General features: G+C 66.1%; 14 protein-coding genes. 10 read left to right on the top strand and 4 right to left on the bottom strand.

Features of this window, described 5'->3' with window-relative positions; translation table 11 throughout:
- Positions 1 to 29 precede the first annotated feature (29 nt).
- From KYX69_RS01235 to KYX69_RS01220, 4 genes are all read left to right on the top strand, one after another.
- Entirely contained in the window at positions 30 to 1,634 is a 1,605-nt protein-coding gene (locus tag KYX69_RS01235) for a hypothetical protein (RefSeq protein WP_300492712.1), read from the top strand.
- Between the two features lie 129 nt (positions 1,635 to 1,763).
- Entirely contained in the window at positions 1,764 to 3,350 is a 1,587-nt protein-coding gene (locus tag KYX69_RS01230; protein ID WP_300492710.1) for a hypothetical protein, read from the top strand.
- Positions 3,351 to 3,393: 43 nt separating this feature from the next.
- Complete coding sequence (locus tag KYX69_RS01225) at positions 3,394 to 4,929, top strand: trypsin-like peptidase domain-containing protein (RefSeq protein ID WP_300492708.1); 1,536 nt, start codon at positions 3,394 to 3,396, stop codon at positions 4,927 to 4,929.
- Positions 4,930 to 4,943: 14 nt separating this feature from the next.
- Positions 4,944 to 5,399: a GNAT family N-acetyltransferase gene (locus tag KYX69_RS01220; protein ID WP_300492707.1), complete on the top strand. Its 456-nt coding sequence runs from the start codon at positions 4,944 to 4,946 to the stop codon at positions 5,397 to 5,399.
- On the opposite strand, the gene ada is transcribed toward KYX69_RS01220, so the two are convergent.
- Positions 5,396 to 6,436 carry a bifunctional DNA-binding transcriptional regulator/O6-methylguanine-DNA methyltransferase Ada gene (ada, locus tag KYX69_RS01215; protein WP_300492706.1) on the bottom strand — a complete coding sequence of 347 codons (1,041 nt, stop codon included), beginning with the start codon at positions 6,434 to 6,436 and terminating at the stop codon, positions 5,396 to 5,398. The two genes, KYX69_RS01220 and ada, sit on opposite strands and share 4 nt — an antisense overlap.
- 103 nt (positions 6,437 to 6,539) lie before the next feature.
- On the opposite strand from ada, the gene purE reads away from it, so the two are divergent.
- Together purE and KYX69_RS01205 are read left to right on the top strand one after the other, a co-directional pair.
- Positions 6,540 to 7,025 (top strand): 5-(carboxyamino)imidazole ribonucleotide mutase, encoded by a 486-nt coding sequence (gene purE, locus KYX69_RS01210; protein ID WP_300492705.1) that lies wholly within the window; start codon positions 6,540 to 6,542, stop codon positions 7,023 to 7,025.
- Positions 7,022 to 8,089, top strand: coding sequence for a 5-(carboxyamino)imidazole ribonucleotide synthase (locus KYX69_RS01205; RefSeq protein WP_300492704.1), 1,068 nt, complete (start codon positions 7,022 to 7,024; stop codon positions 8,087 to 8,089). The genes purE and KYX69_RS01205 overlap by 4 nt, the downstream gene beginning before the upstream one ends.
- 2 nt (positions 8,090 to 8,091) lie before the next feature.
- On the opposite strand, the gene KYX69_RS01200 is transcribed toward KYX69_RS01205, so the two are convergent.
- The 3 genes from KYX69_RS01200 to KYX69_RS01190 all read right to left on the bottom strand — a co-directional run bounded on the left by KYX69_RS01200 (position 8,092) and on the right by KYX69_RS01190 (position 11,537).
- A complete protein-coding gene (locus KYX69_RS01200) occupies positions 8,092 to 8,265 on the bottom strand; it encodes a DUF1328 domain-containing protein (protein WP_082737790.1) in 174 nt (57 codons plus the stop codon).
- 115 nt (positions 8,266 to 8,380) lie between these two features.
- Complete coding sequence (locus KYX69_RS01195) at positions 8,381 to 8,680, bottom strand: hypothetical protein (protein WP_300492703.1); 300 nt, start codon at positions 8,678 to 8,680, stop codon at positions 8,381 to 8,383.
- Positions 8,681 to 8,708: 28 nt separating this feature from the next.
- Positions 8,709 to 11,537, bottom strand: coding sequence for a pitrilysin family protein (locus tag KYX69_RS01190; protein ID WP_300492702.1), 2,829 nt, complete (start codon positions 11,535 to 11,537; stop codon positions 8,709 to 8,711).
- A gap of 206 nt (positions 11,538 to 11,743) precedes the next feature.
- On the opposite strand from KYX69_RS01190, the gene clpB reads away from it, so the two are divergent.
- The 4 genes from clpB to KYX69_RS01170 are packed head-to-tail and all read left to right on the top strand — an operon-like array spanning position 11,744 to position 16,639.
- On the top strand, positions 11,744 to 14,323 hold the full coding sequence (gene clpB / locus KYX69_RS01185; RefSeq protein ID WP_300492701.1) for an ATP-dependent chaperone ClpB: 2,580 nt from the start codon (positions 11,744 to 11,746) through the stop codon (positions 14,321 to 14,323).
- Entirely contained in the window at positions 14,320 to 15,045 is a 726-nt protein-coding gene (locus KYX69_RS01180) for a 2OG-Fe(II) oxygenase family protein (RefSeq protein WP_300492700.1), read from the top strand. Before clpB ends, KYX69_RS01180 begins: the two co-directional genes overlap by 4 nt.
- A gap of 30 nt (positions 15,046 to 15,075) precedes the next feature.
- The gene (locus tag KYX69_RS01175; protein ID WP_300492699.1) at positions 15,076 to 16,011 is read left to right on the top strand and encodes an aspartyl/asparaginyl beta-hydroxylase domain-containing protein; all 936 of its coding nucleotides are present in this window, start codon (positions 15,076 to 15,078) and stop codon (positions 16,009 to 16,011) included.
- Between the two features lie 4 nt (positions 16,012 to 16,015).
- Positions 16,016 to 16,639, top strand: a complete 624-nt coding sequence (locus KYX69_RS01170) for a sulfotransferase family 2 domain-containing protein (protein ID WP_300492698.1) — start codon at positions 16,016 to 16,018, stop codon at positions 16,637 to 16,639.
- Positions 16,640 to 16,641: the final 2 nt, after the last annotated feature.

Raw genomic sequence — 16,641 nt, 5'->3', positions numbered from 1 at the left:
TCGACCGATCGAACAATAGGGGGTTCGTGATGTCGCTTCTTTCCATTCGCGGCGTTCGCGCCGCGTTGCGCGGCGCAGTGTGCGCAGCGCTATTCCTCATTCCCGCCACCGCATCGGCGGAATGGTATGAGGCCAGTACCAAGCATTTCGTGCTCTATGCCAATGACGATCCCAAGTTCATCGAACGCTATACCGCTGCGCTCGAACGCTTCGATTTGGCGATGCGCAAATTCCGCAACGTCGAGGACCGCGAGATCGCGCCGGTCGATCGCGTCACCATCTACATGCTGCCCGGCATCAGTTCGATGGCCGATCTTGGCCGCGATGGTGCCGCCGGTTTCTATATTCCGCGCGCTGGCGGTTCGGTCGCCTTCACGATCAAGGAGGGGAGCAAGCCCAACCCCGGATCGCGGATGCGGGTGGACGAACGCTTCGAGCTGAACCCGACCCAGGTGCTGCGCCATGAATATGGCCACCACTTCATGTTCAACAATTTCAGCGCCGCCGCCCTGCCGATGTGGCTGACCGAAGGCTTTGCCGAGTTCCACGCCACGGCCGAAGACCTGCCCGATGGTAGCGTGCGCTTTGGCCGCATCCCGCTCTACCGCGCGGCAAACTTCGAATATACCGATGCGTGCTCGGTCGGGCTGGTGTTGCGGACCTCGGACCTGCGCAAACTGGGCGGATGCCAGGTTTCGCATATCTATGCCTATGGCTGGCTCGCGACGCATTATTTCACCTTTGCGCCCGGCGGGCCCAAGCTGATCGGCGATTACATCAGCGCGGTGAACCGCGGCGAGCCGCTGGAAAAAGCGGTCGCTGCGTTCGGCAATGTCGATTCGCTAGCCGGCGAGATGCAGCGCTATCTCAATGCCAAGAGCCGCACGGTGTTCGCCGTCCCGGCAGCGTCGCTAAACACTGCAGCGCCGGTGATGCGCAAGCTCTCGCCGGCGGAAGCCGCGACGATGTCGGTTCGCATCCGCTCAAAGGCCGGGGTTTCGGAGAATGAGGCGCCTAAAGTCTATGAGGCTGCCGTCCGCGCCGCCGCGCCCTATCCCAATGACCCCGCTGCTCAGCTTGTCCTGGCGGAAGCCGCTTATGACGCGAAGAAATATGCCGAGGCCGCTGCCGCAGCACAGCGCGTCGTGGACGCCAATCCCAAATCGACCAAGGGGCTGATCTATCTCGGCCTCGCAAAGCTCGAACTCGCCCGGGCGGCCAAGACGACCGACGTCAAGATCTGGCGCGAGGCGCGGTCATGGTTCGTCGGCGCGAACAAGGCGGACCCCTATGATGCCGAGCCGCTGCTGCACTATTATCGCAGCTTCCTGGCCGCAGGCGAACGGCCGACCAAAAATGCTGAGGAGGGGCTGCTGCAGGCGGCCGAATTCGTGCCGCACGATCGCACGCTGCTGTTTGACGTGGCCTATGTGATGCTGGGCCGCAACGATCCCAAGGCCGCCCGCTCGGCGTTGCAGGTCATTGCCTACAACCCGCACGGAACCGGCAAATCCGTCGCGAACAAACTGATCGACCTGATCGACAAGAATGACCTTGCCGGGGCGATGGCCAAGCTGCAGCCCTATCTCGCCGATCCGAACTATCGCGATCCGGAAGACAAACGGCGCGGCTGACGATGCCAGCGCCGCGGCCGTGCGCAGCGCGCATGGCGGCGGCGCTGGATCGACCGATGGAGCGTGGCCTATGCCCGCTTGTCCGTGCCGGTCGATCGGTTAGGTTCCGGTCAAAAGGGAGCCGATTCAATGTTCCGCCATATGCTGATCCTGCTTGCCCTGCTCACGCCGATGACGGCGCAGGCGGAATGGACCCGCGCCGAATCCCGCAATTTCATCGCCTATAGCGAGGGCAGTGCGGACGATCTCAAGAAGCGCGTCGCCGACCTGGAGAAATTCGGGCTAATCCTTCAGGCGCTGACCGGCGCCAAGCGTCCGCGCGAGGTGCCGGTCAAGATCACCGTCTATTTCATGCGCACCACGGAGGAGGTTCAGGAAACACTGCCGTTCCCGACGTATGGCGTGGCTGGCTATTACAACACGACCATGCGCGGCCCGTTCACGGTCATGCCGCGGATCAGCGCGCGGGCGCCGAGCGATGGCCGCCAGCGCGGTCTCACCCTGTCTGCCAAGGCGATTCTGCAGCATGAGCTGACCCACCATTTCACCTTCCAATATTTCACCACGGCCTATCCCGCCTGGTACACGGAAGGGTTTGCCGACTATGCCGGGGCGATCGAGATCGACGACGCCAATGTGGTCAAGCTCGGCCTGTTCCTGCAGGACCGCGCGGCATCGCTGCGGACGTCGGAATGGGTCCCGCTGCGCCAGTTGATGAACCCGGATCCGCGCAAGCCCGGCCCTGGCTTTGCCGTCTATTCGCAGGGTTGGATCACGGTCCATTACCTCAACAGCACTCCTGAAGGGCGCAAGATGCTGAACGCCTATCTCACCGCGATCAGCCGCGGCGCGACCTTTGGCGATGCGCTCAAGGTGTTCGGCGATATCGACGCGCTCGATCGCGAAGTCCGCGCCTATTCGCGTCGCTCGACGCTGGATGCGACCGCGATCCGCTATGAAAATCTCGATGTCGGACCGATTGACGTGCGGCCCCTGTCGCCGGCGGAGGACGCGCTGCTTCCGATCCAGATCTCACTCAGCTCGGGCGTCGCGGCAAAGCGCGTGCAGAGCTTTGCTGACCGGGTGCGCGACCTTGCCCGACCCTATCCCGACGATCCCTATGCGCGGCGGATCCTGATTGATGCCGAGTATCTGGCCGGGAACGACGCGGCGGCGATGGCGCTGGCCGATCGCTGGCTCGCCACCCAACCGGCTGACCCGTGGGCGAATTACTTCAAGGGCGAGATCGAGACGTCCATGCTGGTCAAGGCCAAATCGACCGACGACGCGGCCTGGGCCGCCGCGCGGGCACGCATCGCCGTTGCAATGAAGGCGATCCCGACCGAGCCGCGCTTCGCCCGCGCTTATTATGAGAGCTATTCGCGGCGCGGCATGTTGCCCCCGGCAACGGCTCAGAATGCGCTGGTCGACGCGATGTTTCTGATCCCGCGCGAAGGCACGCTGCGCTACATGGTCGCCGCCGATTTCGAGCAGCGCGGCATGATCGACGAAGCGATTGCGACGATCGGCCCGCTCGCGTTCGGCATCGCGGACGAGACCGACCGGGAGAAGCGGCGGCGCGAACGCGTGCAGGAACAATATCGCGAGGCGGGCGAAGATATCGACCGCGAGACCCCGCGCGAAATGCTCGTGCGCTTGCTGGCCAAGAAGGAAGCCGCCGACGGCGCGAAACCGCTCAAGCCTGCTGCGCAATAGCGGGCTTGCGCGCGGCACACGGTTTCGCGCAGGACTGCGGGTGATGCCGACGATCACTCTGTTTCACCGCCTGCTGCTGGCGCTTGCGCTGGTCGTCGGGCTGTCCGCCAGCCCCGCACACGCGGACGACGACATTTCCGCCGCCGGGCGCGGCGTAGTGCGGATCGTCACCATCGCCACGGTCGAGGGTGAGGTCGTCGGGTTCGGCCATGGCAGCGGCTTTGCCGTCGCGCCCAATCGCGTGCTGACCAACGCGCATGTGGTGGAGGCGGCGGAGCGCTATCCCGGCAACGTCCTGATCGGCGTCGTGCCGTCAGAGGGCGACAAGTCGTTTCAGGGCCGCCTGATCGCGATCGACAGCGACCGCGATCTCGCACTGATCGAATTCACCGGCATCCGCTTGCCCGCGCTGACCTTCTATTCTGGGCCGATCAGCGAGGGGAATGCCATGATCGCGCTCGGCTATCCGGGCAATGTCGATCTGGCCACCGCGCGCACCGCCGCCGACTTCATCACTCCGCTTACTCCGGTCCGGTCACAGGGTGTGTTCTCCGGCCGTCGCGACCTGCAGGGGGTGAAAGTGCTGCTCCACACGGCGGGAATCGCGCGCGGCAATTCGGGCGGTCCGCTGCTCGATCCGTGCGGGCGCGTGCTCGGCGTCAACGCCGCGCTGACCCGCGCCGACGATGGAGATGCGAGCTTCGGCTTCGCCATCAGCAATGAAGAGGTTGCGGCATTCCTGCGCGAAGCGAAGCAGCCCATGCCCTCCAACGGCGTCGTCTGCACCAGCATCGCCGACCGGCTAGCGCAGGACCGCACCGCCGCTGAACAGGCGCGCGCGGCCGACGAACAGCGCGCGCGCGAGGCCGCCGCCAAGGCTGCGGCGGATCGCGAGGATGCCATTCAGCAGGCGCGCAGCGAGAACATCGTGACGCGCGAAAACTATATGGCCGGGGCAGCGCTGCTGCTGGTCTTGGGCGCCTTTGCGCTGGGCGTCGCCGGATTGCTGCTGACCCGCGAACAGAAGCGCGAGGCGATCATGACTGCAGTCGGCGGCGGCGCGCTGATCGTCGCGTCGATCGCGACCTTCGTGTTGCGCCCCGCCTTCGACCCCAGCGCGATCGATGGCGCCGCGCGCGTCGCCGTGCCCCCGCCCGTCGCGCAGCCGGGTGGCCTTGGCAAGATGGTCTGCACCATCGATCCCGTCCGCTCGCGCGTGACCGTGTCGGACACCAAGGATGTGACGATCGACATCAACCCCGATGGCTGCGTCAACGGTCGCACCCAATATGCCGAGGCCGGGCAGAATTGGCAGCGCATCCTGGTCCCGGACGATGAAGCGACCGTATCGGTGCTAGAATATGCCCCGACCACGCGGACCTATTCCACCACGCGCTATCTGCTCTCCGCCGCGCAGATGGACACGGCCCGCAAGCGCCGCGCCGATGTGAAGGTCAAATCCTGCTCGACCGATCCCGCCGCGCGCGCCGACCTCGCCACGCGCCAGCAGTCGATCCGCACCGCCCTGCCCCAGATTTTCAACGAGCGCCTGGTCTATAGCTGCAAGCCGGCGGGCTGATGGGCTGGCGCGCGATGACGGCCGCCGACCTTTCGGCGGTCACGCAGATTTCGGCGGCGGTCCACGGTCGCTATGCCGAGTCGGAGGCGGTCTATGCCGAGCGGCTGGCACTGTGGCCGGAAGGCTGTTTCGTCTGGCAGCAAGGCGACGCCGTCGCCGGCTTCCTCGTCACGCATCCATGGTATCGCGCCAGCTCGCCCGCGCTCGGCGCACTGCTCGGCACAATCCCGCCCGACGCCGACAGCTTCTACCTCCACGACATCGCGCTCCTGCCTGAGACACGCGGCCAGGGCGCGGGCAGCGCCGCAACAGCGCTCGTCCTCGAACGTGCACGGCAGGCAGGGTTTCGCGACGTGACGCTGGTCGCGGTCAACGGTGCCGAAGCCTTTTGGACGACTCAAGGGTTCACCATCGTCGAAGCAGGCGGATATGGCCCCGACACCTACCGCATGCGCCGCGCCATCGATTAGGCTTCATCCACCCCTTCCCGCGCGCGCAGCACCTTCTTGCGCTCGATGCCGTAGGCGTAGCCGCCCATGCTGCCATCGCTGCGCTGGGCACGGTGGCACGGGATGACGACCGCGACGCTGTTCGCCCCGCATGCCGTTCCCGCCGCGCGCACAGCACCGGGCCGCCCAGCCGCTATGGCGAGTTGGGTGTAGCTCAGCGTTTCGCCCGGCGGGATCGCGCGCAGCGCCTGCCATACCGCTTCCTGAAACGCCGTCCCGCGCACGTCGAGCGGCAGGTCGACATGGCGTCCCGGCTGCTCGACCTCACCCACCACGCGCTCCGCCAGATCGGCCAGCGCCGCGCCGCCCGCAACGATCTCCGCACGGGGAAAACGCGCCGCCAGCGCCAGGCTATCTTCGTCGAACGCCACCCGGCACAGCCCCTTGTCGGTCGCCGCGATCAGCAACGGCCCCAGGCTGGTCGGCGCGACCGTCCAGCGGATCGTCACCCCCGCCCCGCCATTGCGCCACGCGCTCGGCGTCATGCCCAGCCGGTCGGCGGCGGTTTCGTAGAAGCGGCTGGGCGCGGAATAGCCCGCCTCATAAATCGCATCAGTCACGCTTTCCTCCGTATCCAACGCCGCAGCCGCGCGGCGAGCGCGCACGCCTCGTGCATAGGCGGCCGGCGTCACCCCGGTCGCGCGCTTGAACAGCCGCTGGAAATGGTGCGGCGCATAGCCGACCTCCGCCGCCAGTGCGTCGAGCCCGATCGCCTCCTCCGCGCCCTCCAGCAGCGCCACTGCCTTCGCCACTGCCACCCGCTCGCGTCCGACCTCATCGGGCTTGCAGCGCAGACACGCGCGCAGCCCCGTCGCGCGCGCGCTCGCCGCATCGGGAAAGAAGCGGACATTCGCCCGCAACGGATGCCGCGCCGGACAGCTCGGCTTGCAATAGATGCCAGTGGTCAGCACCCCCGCGATCACCCGCCCGTCATAGGCGCGGTCGCGGCGCTGGAAGGCGTCCCAGGCTTCGTCATCGGAGAGGATCGCGTCGGTCATGTCCCCCGATATAGCCGATCTTCCGCGCGGTGCTTCCCGCGCATTGCGTCCAAAGCGCGACGCCTTTAGGGGGACGCTTTCCCGCAGCTTTCAGGGCAGGCGAATGGCGGACACACCTTTGGTCGGCATCATCATGGGCAGCACCTCCGATTGGGAGACGATGCGCCACGCGGCCGAGACGCTCGCCGCGCTCGACGTGCCGCACGAGACCATAGTGGTGTCCGCACACCGCACCCCCCAGCGCCTCTACGACTACGCCACCAACGCAGCCGATCGCGGCCTCAAGATCGTGATCGCGGGCGCCGGCGGCGCGGCGCATCTGCCGGGCATGGCAGCGGCGATGACCCATCTCCCCGTGCTCGGCGTGCCGGTCGAATCCAAGGCGCTGAAGGGCATGGATAGCCTGCTCTCGATCGTCCAGATGCCCGGCGGTATCCCCGTCGGCACGCTGGCGATCGGCAAGGCGGGCGCGATCAACGCCGGCCTGCTCGCCGCCGCGATCCTCGCCACCAGCGACGCGGACCTCGCCGAGCGGCTCAAGGCATGGCGCGCGCGCCAGACCGAGAGCGTAGCAACGGACCCCGAATGACCGCAGTTCCGCCCGGCAGCACCCTCGGCATCCTTGGCAGCGGCCAGCTCGGCCGGATGATCGCGGTCGCCGCCGCGCAGCTCGGCTATCGCTGCCACATCTACGCGCCCGAAAGCGGCCCGGCGTGCGACGTCGCCGCCGCCTTCACCTGCGCCGCCTATGACGATCAGGCCGCGCTCGCTACCTTTGCGCGCGACTGCGCCGTCGTGACCTATGAGTTCGAGAATGTCGATCTTGCCGCGGTCGATGCGATTGCGGCTCATGCCCCCGTGCGCCCGGGCCGCGCGGCGCTCGAGACTGCCGCGCATCGCTGGAACGAGAAAAGGCTGGCGGAGGAATGCGGCGGGCGCCCCGCTCCGTGGCATCCGGTCGCATCGCGTACCGATCTCGACGCCGCACTCGCCACCATCGGCACGCCCGCAATCCTCAAGACCGCGACCGAAGGCTATGACGGGAAGGGCCAGTTCCGCCTGACCTCACCCGGCGATGCCCATGCGGCGTGGGATGCGCTCGGCGGTCGCGAATGCGTGCTTGAGGGGTTCGTCAGCTTCACGCATGAGTTCTCGGTACTACTGGTGCGCGGCGTGGGTGGCACGAGCATCGCCTACGCAACGCCGCATAACGAGCATGTCGGCGGCATCCTCGACCGCTCGACCGCGCCCGCGCCCGCCGCGATCCTCGACCACGCGCCCGCAGCCATCGCGCTTGCCACCCGGATTTCGCAGCGGCTGGACTATGTCGGCGTGCTGACGTGTGAATTCTTTGCCACGCCCGACGGCCCGGTATTCAACGAAATGGCTCCGCGCGTCCACAATAGCGGGCACTGGACGATCGAAGGGGCCGAAACCTCGCAGTTCGAAAACCATGTCCGCGCGGTGCTGGGCCTCCCGCTCGGCCCGGTCACGCTGACCGGCGCGGCGGTCGAAATGCGCAACCTGATCGGCGACGATGTCGATGCGTGGCACGGCCTGCTCGCCGAGCCCGGCGCGCACCTGCACCTCTATGGCAAGCACGAAGCGCGGCCCGGTCGCAAGATGGGCCATGTAACCCGGGTAAAGCGCTAGGCTCAGGTCACCTTCTTGTAGATCGTTACGCCCAGGATCAGGAACAGCGCGGCCACCGCCAGCGCGATGAAGAACAGGATCTTGGCGATATCCCAGGCGAACCCTGCGATCCCGCCAAAGCCCAGAAGGCCAAGCACGAGCGCGATGATCGCGAAGATGAAGGCGGCACGCAGCATCTGAAATCTCCCTCTACGGGAGAACGCGCCAACCGCCTGGAGTTGCCCCGCGCCCAAGAAAAAGCCCGCCACCCTCACGGGCAGCGGGCCTTTTCACCTCACGGCATCGCCCGGATCAGGCGCGCGTGCCCTCCATCGGGAAGCTGCCAAACGCACCGGCCGTAACGGTGCCCTTGATCGCGTCGCCATCGACCGTGGCTTCGCAGGTCAGCGTCATCGGCATCGGCACGGTGATGTCGAGCGACCAGCTGAGCTTGTCGCCATCGACCTTGCCATTCTTGATATCGGTCGTGCCCATCGCGCCGGCATAAGTGCCGGTGAAGCTGTCACCAGCGCTGGTGACCGTCAGGGTCGCCTTCTGATCGCCCATCGGCGAGTGGGTTACGGTATCCCAGCTTCCATCGACATTCGCCATGTTCTGCTCTCCTGTAATCCGTTGCGCCTCACTTGCCGCCGGGGCCGACGGCTTCGGGCTTCACCACCTCGACAGGCAGGCCGAGGCTGTCAAGCTGCGACCGAACCTTCGACGCATCGCCGACCACGACCCAGACCAGCTTGCTGGGGTCCAGAGCCGCGCGTGCCGCAGCGTCAACCTGCGGGATCGTCAGCGCGCGATATTTTTTCGCGATCTGCTCCTGATAGTCGTCCGGACGGCGCAGGAAGTCGTTCGACTGCATCGCGCCCAGCACGGCCCCTGCGGTTTCATACTGGCCCGCCTGACGGCGAATCGCACTGACCACCGACCGGTCGAACTCCAGCTTGGTGATGCCCTTGTCGCCCAGATACGCTTTCAGCTCCTTCTGGATTTCGGCGATCGCCGGACCGGTCTTGTCGGCCTGAACGGGCGCGGACACGATGAACGGCACCGCATGCTCCAGCCGGCTCAGGCCGCCGCGCGCGCCGTACGACCAAGCCTTGTCCTCACGCAGGTTCATGTTGATGCGCGACAGGAAATCGCCACCGAGCACTTCGGTCGCGGTGCCCAGCGCGATCGGATCGCCGAACGGATCGACCGGAGTCATCTGGCCGGCCAGGATCAGCGACTGCGGCGAGTCCGGACGGTCGATCAACAGGATCTTGGGCGCGGCCTGTTGCGGCTTGGCAGCGAAATCCTTCGTCCCGGCGGCGCCTTCACCCTTCCAGTCGCCGAACTTCGCCTCGAACGCGGCCTTCACCTCGGTCAGCGGACGGTCCGACACGACGAAAATCTTCGCCTTGTCCGGGCGGATCCACGCCTTGTAGTAATTGACCAGGTCGTCGCGGGTCAGCTTCTTCACCGCCTCGGCGTCGCCACCAATCGCGGCGGTCTTCGCATAGGGCGAATCCGGACCATAGATCAGCGCGGGCATCGCCATCTGGGCCAGGCCAGCCGGATTGGCGCGGACCTGCGCGATCTGCGCCAGCATCTGGCCGCGCACGCGCTCGATCTCGGGCTGCGGGAAGCTCGGGTTGCGCGCGATGTCCGCCATCAGGTCGAGCGATCCGTTGAGGTTCGGGCTCGGCGTGAACAGCGAAATGGTCGCGCGGTCAGCGCTGCTGCCGACATTGATCCCTGCACCCAGCCGCTCCTGCGCCTCGGCGATCTGCACCGAATTGCGGGTCTTGGTGCCCTCTTCGATCAGCGACAGCGTCATGCCCTCGGTGCCGAGCGCGCTCGCCACGTCGGACGCAGTGCCTGCGTCGAAGGTGATGATCGCCTGAGTCACCGGCACGGCGTCGCGCTGGGCGTAGACCAGTTCGATTCCGTTCGACAGCTTGGAGCGGGTTACCGCCGGGAAGTCGATGTCCTTGACCTCGGCCACACCGGGCAGCTCGCCGCGCGTGCCCTTGACCACTTCGTCCGCCGCCTTGACCGCTGCCTTCGGCGCAGTCGCCGCCTCGGCATAGGCCGCGCGCGGCCCCGGCTCGATCGTCAGCGCATAGACCGGGCGCGACAGCCACTTGGCGGTCACGTCGCGCGCCTGTTCCGGCGTCACCGCCGCCAGCTGGGCGAGCTGCTTCTTATAGAAGCCCGGGTCGTTCATGTAGAGCGCGCCCGACGCCAGCGTCACAGCCTTGCCGCCGAACCCGCCGACCGACTCCAGCCCGCGGATGCGCGACGACGCCGTGCGCGTCTTGTAGCGTTCCAGCTCCTCTGCGGTCGGGCCGTTCTTCAGATAATCGGCGATGATCTCATCCAGCCGCTTGCCGACCGTCGCCGCATCGACACCCGGACGGACATCCGCGGAAATCAGCACCATGCCGGCCTGCGCTAGGCTCTGGTTGAACGCGCCAACGCCGACCGCCAGCTTCTCCTGCTTGACCAGGATGTTGTCGAGCCGCGAGCTGGCGAGGCCGCCGAGCACGCCGATCGACGCGTCGAGCACGGTCGAATCCGCGTCGCGCATGCCCGGCACCGCCCACATGCGATAGATGCGGGTCACCGCAACGCGGTCCTTCATCACCTCGCTCTGCGGCGCGACCAGCGTCGGCACCTTCACTTTGGGCTCGACCGTCTTCGGCCCGGCCTTGATCGCGCCGAAATATTTCTCGACCAGCGGCTTAGCGGTCTTGGCGTCGATATCGCCAGCCAGCACCAGCACCGCATTGTTCGGGCCGTAATATTGGCGGAACCAGTTCTTCACATCGTCCAGGCTGGCGGCGTCGAGGTCCGCCATCGAACCGATGGTCGAGTGGTGATAGGGATGGCCCACCGGGAACAGCCCTTCGGTGATCTTGTAGCGCAGCAGGCCATAGGGCTGGGTATCGCCCTGACGCTTTTCATTCTGCACCACGCCGCGCTGCTCATCCAGCTTGCCCTGCGTCACCGCGCCGAGCAGATAGCCCATGCGGTCGCTTTCCAGGAAAAGCGCGCGGTCCAGCGCCGCGCGCGGCACGGTCTGGAAATAATTGGTGCGGTCGGAATTGGTGGTGCCGTTATAGTCGGTCGCGCCGACTTCCTTGAGCGGCTCGAAAAACTCGCCCGGCGAGTTCTCGGAGCCGTTGAACATCAGATGCTCGAACAGATGCGCAAAGCCGGTCTTGCCCTTGGGCTCGTGCTTCGACCCGACATCGTACCACACGGCAACGCCGACGATCGGCGCCTTGCGATCGGTATGGACGATGACGCGCAGACCGTTGGCCAGCACGAACTGCTCATAGGGAATGTCCACGCGCTTCACGAGGTCGGCGACGGGCACGGCGGCGACCGCAGGAGCCGGTGCCTGCTGGGCATAGGCCGGGGCACTGAGCACGACCGCAAGCGCGGTCAGGCTGACAAAAGCTGATTTCATGGTGCGGAGAGTTCCCACAATGGAAGGTATCGACCGCAACAACATACCGGTCTGCCGACACCGCGCAACCCTGCGTTGTTTTCCCAACTTGTCGCTGCGGTATAGACGCGGCAGCATCGGACGGCGCGACACAGAATTGCGTCGTCGCCACTTGTGTTGCAGAAATGCAACACCATGTTGGGCGGCGAAAGAAGACAGGGACGATCATGAACCTCGAAAAATTCACCGACCGCGCCAAGGGCTTCCTCCAGTCGGCGCAAGCCGTCGCAATCCGCATGAACCATCAGCGGATCAGCCCGGAGCATTTGCTCAAAGCACTGCTCGAAGACGAACAGGGCATGGCCGCCGGCCTGATCCAAGCTGCGGGCGGCGATGCCAAGCGCGCCGTGGCCGAAACCGACGCCGCGCTGGCCCGCGTTCCCGCCGTTACCGGCAGCGGCGCGCAGCAGGCCCCCGGTCTGGATAATGACGCCGTGCGCGTGCTCGATCAGGCCGAACAGATTGCGGGGAAGGCAGGCGACAGCTTCGTCACGGTCGAGCGGCTGCTGCTCGCCCTCTCGCTCGCCTCGACCACCAATGCCGGGCGCGCGCTCGCTGCGGCAGGGCTGAAGCCCGAAGCGCTCAACGCCGCGATCGACCAGCTGCGCGGCGGCCGCACCGCCGACACTGCGGGAGCCGAGGATCGCTATGACGCGCTCAAGAAATTCGCGCGCGACCTGACTCAGGCGGCCAAGGACGGCAAGCTCGACCCCGTGATCGGCCGCGACGAGGAAATCCGCCGCACGATCCAGATCCTCGCCCGCCGTACCAAAAACAATCCCGTGCTGATCGGCGATCCCGGCGTCGGCAAGACCGCGATCGCCGAGGGCATGGCGCTCCGCATCGCCAATGGCGACGTCCCCGATACGCTCAAGAACCGCAAGCTGATGGCGCTCGACATGGGCAGTCTGATCGCAGGCGCGAAATATCGCGGCGAGTTCGAGGAGCGACTGAAGGGCGTGCTCGACGAGGTCAAGGCCGCCGAGGGCGACATCATCCTGTTCATCGACGAAATGCACACGCTGATCGGCGCGGGCAAAAGCGAAGGCGCGATGGACGCGGGCAATCTGCTCAAGCCAGCCCTCGCGCGCGGCGAGCTGCACTGCATCGGCGCGACCACGCTCGACGAATATCGCAAATATGTCGAAAAGGACCCCGCGCTCCAGCGGCGCTTCCAACCCGTCTTCATCGGCGAGCCGACGGTCGAGGACACGATCTCGATCCTGCGCGGGCTCAAGGAGAAATATGAGCTCCATCATGGCGTTCGGATCACCGACGCGGCGATCGTCGCGGCGGCGACGCTGTCCAACCGCTATATCTCCGACCGCTTCCTGCCCGACAAGGCGATCGACCTGATGGACGAGGCGGCGAGCCGCATTCGGATGGAGGTGGAGAGCAAGCCCGAGGAGATCGAAAATCTCGACCGCCGCATCGTCCAGCTCAAGATCGAGGAGATGGCGCTCGCCAAGGAAACCGATGCCGCGTCGCAGGATCGGCTGGGCAACCTCCGCCACGAACTCGCCAATCTCGAACAGCAGAGCGCCGAACTGACCGGCCGCTGGCAGGCGGAGAAGGACAAGATCGCGGGCGAAGCGAAGATCAAAGAGCAGCTCGACGCCGCCCGGCTCGAACTCGAACAGGCCCAGCGCGCCGGCGACCTCGCCAAGATGGCCGAGCTCAACTACGGCACGATTCCGGCGCTGACCAAGCAGCTGGAGGCGGCGCAGGCCACTACCGGCGTTGCGATGCTGCGTGAGGAAGTGACCGCCGACGACATCGCCGGCGTCGTCAGCCGCTGGACCGGGATTCCCGTCGACCGCATGCTTGAAGGCGAGCGCGAAAAGCTGCTTGCGATGGAGGAGCAACTCGGCAAGCGCGTGATCGGACAGGCGGCGGCGGTGAAGGCCGTCTCCACCGCCGTGCGCCGCAGCCGCGCCGGGCTGCAGGATCCCAACCGCCCGCTCGGCAGCTTCCTGTTCCTCGGCCCAACCGGCGTCGGCAAGACCGAGCTGACCAAGGCGCTAGCCGAATTCTTGTTCGACGACAGCGCTGCGATGGTGCGCATCGACATGAGTGAGTTCATGGAGAAGCACAGCGTCGCGCGCCTGATCGGCGCTCCTCCCGGCTATGTCGGCTATGAGGAAGGCGGCGTTCTCACCGAAGCCGTCCGCCGCCGCCCCTATCAGGTCGTGCTGTTCGACGAGGTCGAGAAGGCGCATGGCGATGTCTTCAACATCCTGCTTCAAGTGCTCGACGACGGCCGCCTGACCGACGGACAGGGCCGCACGGTCGATTTCACCAACACGATCATCGTCCTGACCAGCAACCTCGGCAGCCAATTCCTGACGCAGCTGGAGGATGGACAGGATGTGTCGAGCGTCGAACCTCAGGTGATGGAGATCGTCCGCGCGCATTTCCGCCCGGAATTCCTCAACCGCCTCGACGAGATCGTGCTGTTCCACCGCCTCGGCCGCAGCGAGATGGCGCCGATCGTCGACATCCAGGTCGCTCGGCTGGGCAAGCTGCTCAAGGACCGCAAGATCACGCTCGACCTGACGCCCGAAGCGCGCGACTGGCTGGGCCGCGTCGGGTACGACCCGGTCTATGGCGCACGCCCACTCAAGCGCGCGGTACAGCGCTACCTCCAGGACCCGCTCGCCGACGCGATCCTGCGCGGCGAGGTCAAGGACGGCGCCACCGTCAAGGTGAGCGAGGGTGACGGCGGTCTGGTGCTGACTCCGGCATGAGCGAGGTAGGGTTCACGCTCGCGCCATCGATCGACGCCGAAGCGCTCGCCGAGCGCTTCGCGCGCACAGGCCGGGTGCAGATCGCCCCGTTTCTGGATGAGGCGGACGCGACCGCGCTCGCCGCGCATCTGCTCGCGCGCGACGACTGGCGGCAGGTGATGAATGCGGGGGAGAAGGTGTATGAGTCCGTCCCCGCCGTCCTCGCAACGCTCACCGATGCACAGCGTGCGCGGTTGGAAGAGGTGATGAACGCAGCAGCGCGCGATGGCTTCCAGTATCGTTACCAGTCGATCCGGGTGCCCGACGATGCGGCTGCGCGCGCAACACTGGACGACCCGCTGGCGGCGTTCGCCCGGTTCATGGCGAGCGCGCCGCTGCTCGACCTGCTGGCGCGTGTTACCGGCGCGACCGACATCAACTTCGCGGATGCGCAGGCGACGAATTACGACAAAGGCGATTTCCTGACCGGGCATGACGACGGCGTGGCGGGCAAGAATCGCCGCGCCGCCTATGTCTTCGGTCTTACCTCGCGGTGGCGCGCCGAATGGGGTGGCCTGTTGCTGTTCCACGGCGGCGACGGCGGGATTGCGGAGGGCTATGTCCCGGCCTTCAACACGCTCAGCCTGTTCGCCGTGCCGCAGCAGCACAGCGTCAGCCAGGTCACGCCCTGGGCCGGTGGGCCCCGGCTGTCAATCACGGGCTGGCTGCGCGCACTCCCTTGATTCACCGCGCCCAATGACGGAAAACGCGCCATGCGCCTGAAGCAGCCCTTTCTGAAGCTCCACAAATCCTTCGACGCCGATCGACTCGCCGCGGAAATTCGCGCGCTCCCGGCGGCTGCATGGCTACCGCATCTGGGCAATTACCCCGGCAATGATGCCGTGCTGCTGGTGACGCCAGAGGGGCAGATGACCAACGGCTTCACCGGACAGATGGGGGCGACCGACCATCTGCGCGCCTGCCCCTATATCATGGAGGTGATGGGCGACATCGGCGCGGTGTGGGGGCGCAGCCGGTTGATGGGGCTCGGCCCGGGTGCCAGCGTTCCGCCGCATGTCGATGTGAATTATCACTGGCGCACGCATATGCGCATCCACATCCCGGTTATCACCAACCCGCGCGTGCTGTTCACCTGTGGCGACGAAAGCGTGCATATGGAGGCGGGCAGCTGCTGGCTGTTCGACTCCTTCCGCATGCACAATGTGCACAATGGCGGCAGCGAGAAGCGGGTCCATCTCGTGCTCGACACGGTCGATGGCGAAGAGATGTGTGACCTGATCGACGAAGCCCAGAACGGCGCCCCCGCGCCCGCGCCGCGTCCGCCACGCCCGCTGCGGTTCGAGAAGGTCGACATGAACAAGATCATGTCGCCTTGGGAAGTGCGCTGCCACATCGCCTTCCTCGCCGAATATGCCGTCCCCGACCCACGGCTTGAGGGCGTGCTCAACCGGCTCGAACGCTTTGCCTCGGCCTGGACATCGGTGTGGTGCGAGTATGAAACCGACCCCGCCGGCCTTCCGGACTATCGCCGACTGATCGCCGGGCTACGGCAGGATCTGATGGCGAGTGGCGGCGGCAGCCTGCCCTTGCGCAACCAGGTGCCGCTGATCCGCGCGCTGACCGAACTCATCTTCGACGTCGCCGCCCCCAATCCGGCTCCATCCGCACCGATCGCGCTGGCATCGTGATCCGATGATCGTATCGCACCGTCACCGCTTCGTCTTCACCGCGATTCCCAAGACCGGCACCCACTCGATCCGTCAGGCCTTGCGAGAACATCTGGGCGAGGCGGACGAGGAGCAGGTGCGGCTGTTCGTTGAAAAGCGCATGGCTGCGCCCGAACTCGCCCGGCTGGGACATGGCCATATCAGCCTCGCGGAACTGCGCCCCGCTTTGGGTGAGGAACGGTTCGCCGACTATTTCAAATTCGCCTTCGTCCGCAATCCGTTCGACCGGTTCGTGTCCTATTGCGCGTTCGCGACCAGCCAGCAGGGGACGTTCAAGCACGACCCCCAGGGTGTCATGCGCCATTTCCTGTTCACCGCCCCGCCGCATCATCACGTAATCTTCCGCCCCCAGCATAGTTTCGTCACCGCCCCCGACGGGACGCTGCTCGCCGATCAGCTGGGCCGGGTCGAGGATATGCAGGGCAGCTATGACGCGATCTGCGCCCGTATCGGCATTCCCTCGACCCCGTTGGGGCGCGCCAATACGTCGGAGCATCGCGATTATCGCAGCTATTACGACCAGACGCTGATCGACGGCGTCGCGCGGCTTTACGCCCGCGACCTCGAGCTGTTCGGTTATGAATTCTAGGG

This window comes from Sphingomonas sp., assembly GCF_030145815.1.
GTDB lineage: Bacteria > Pseudomonadota > Alphaproteobacteria > Sphingomonadales > Sphingomonadaceae > Sphingomonas.
The sequence above is the reverse complement of the archived record's forward strand: the minus strand, read 5'-3'. Positions and strand labels throughout refer to the sequence as shown.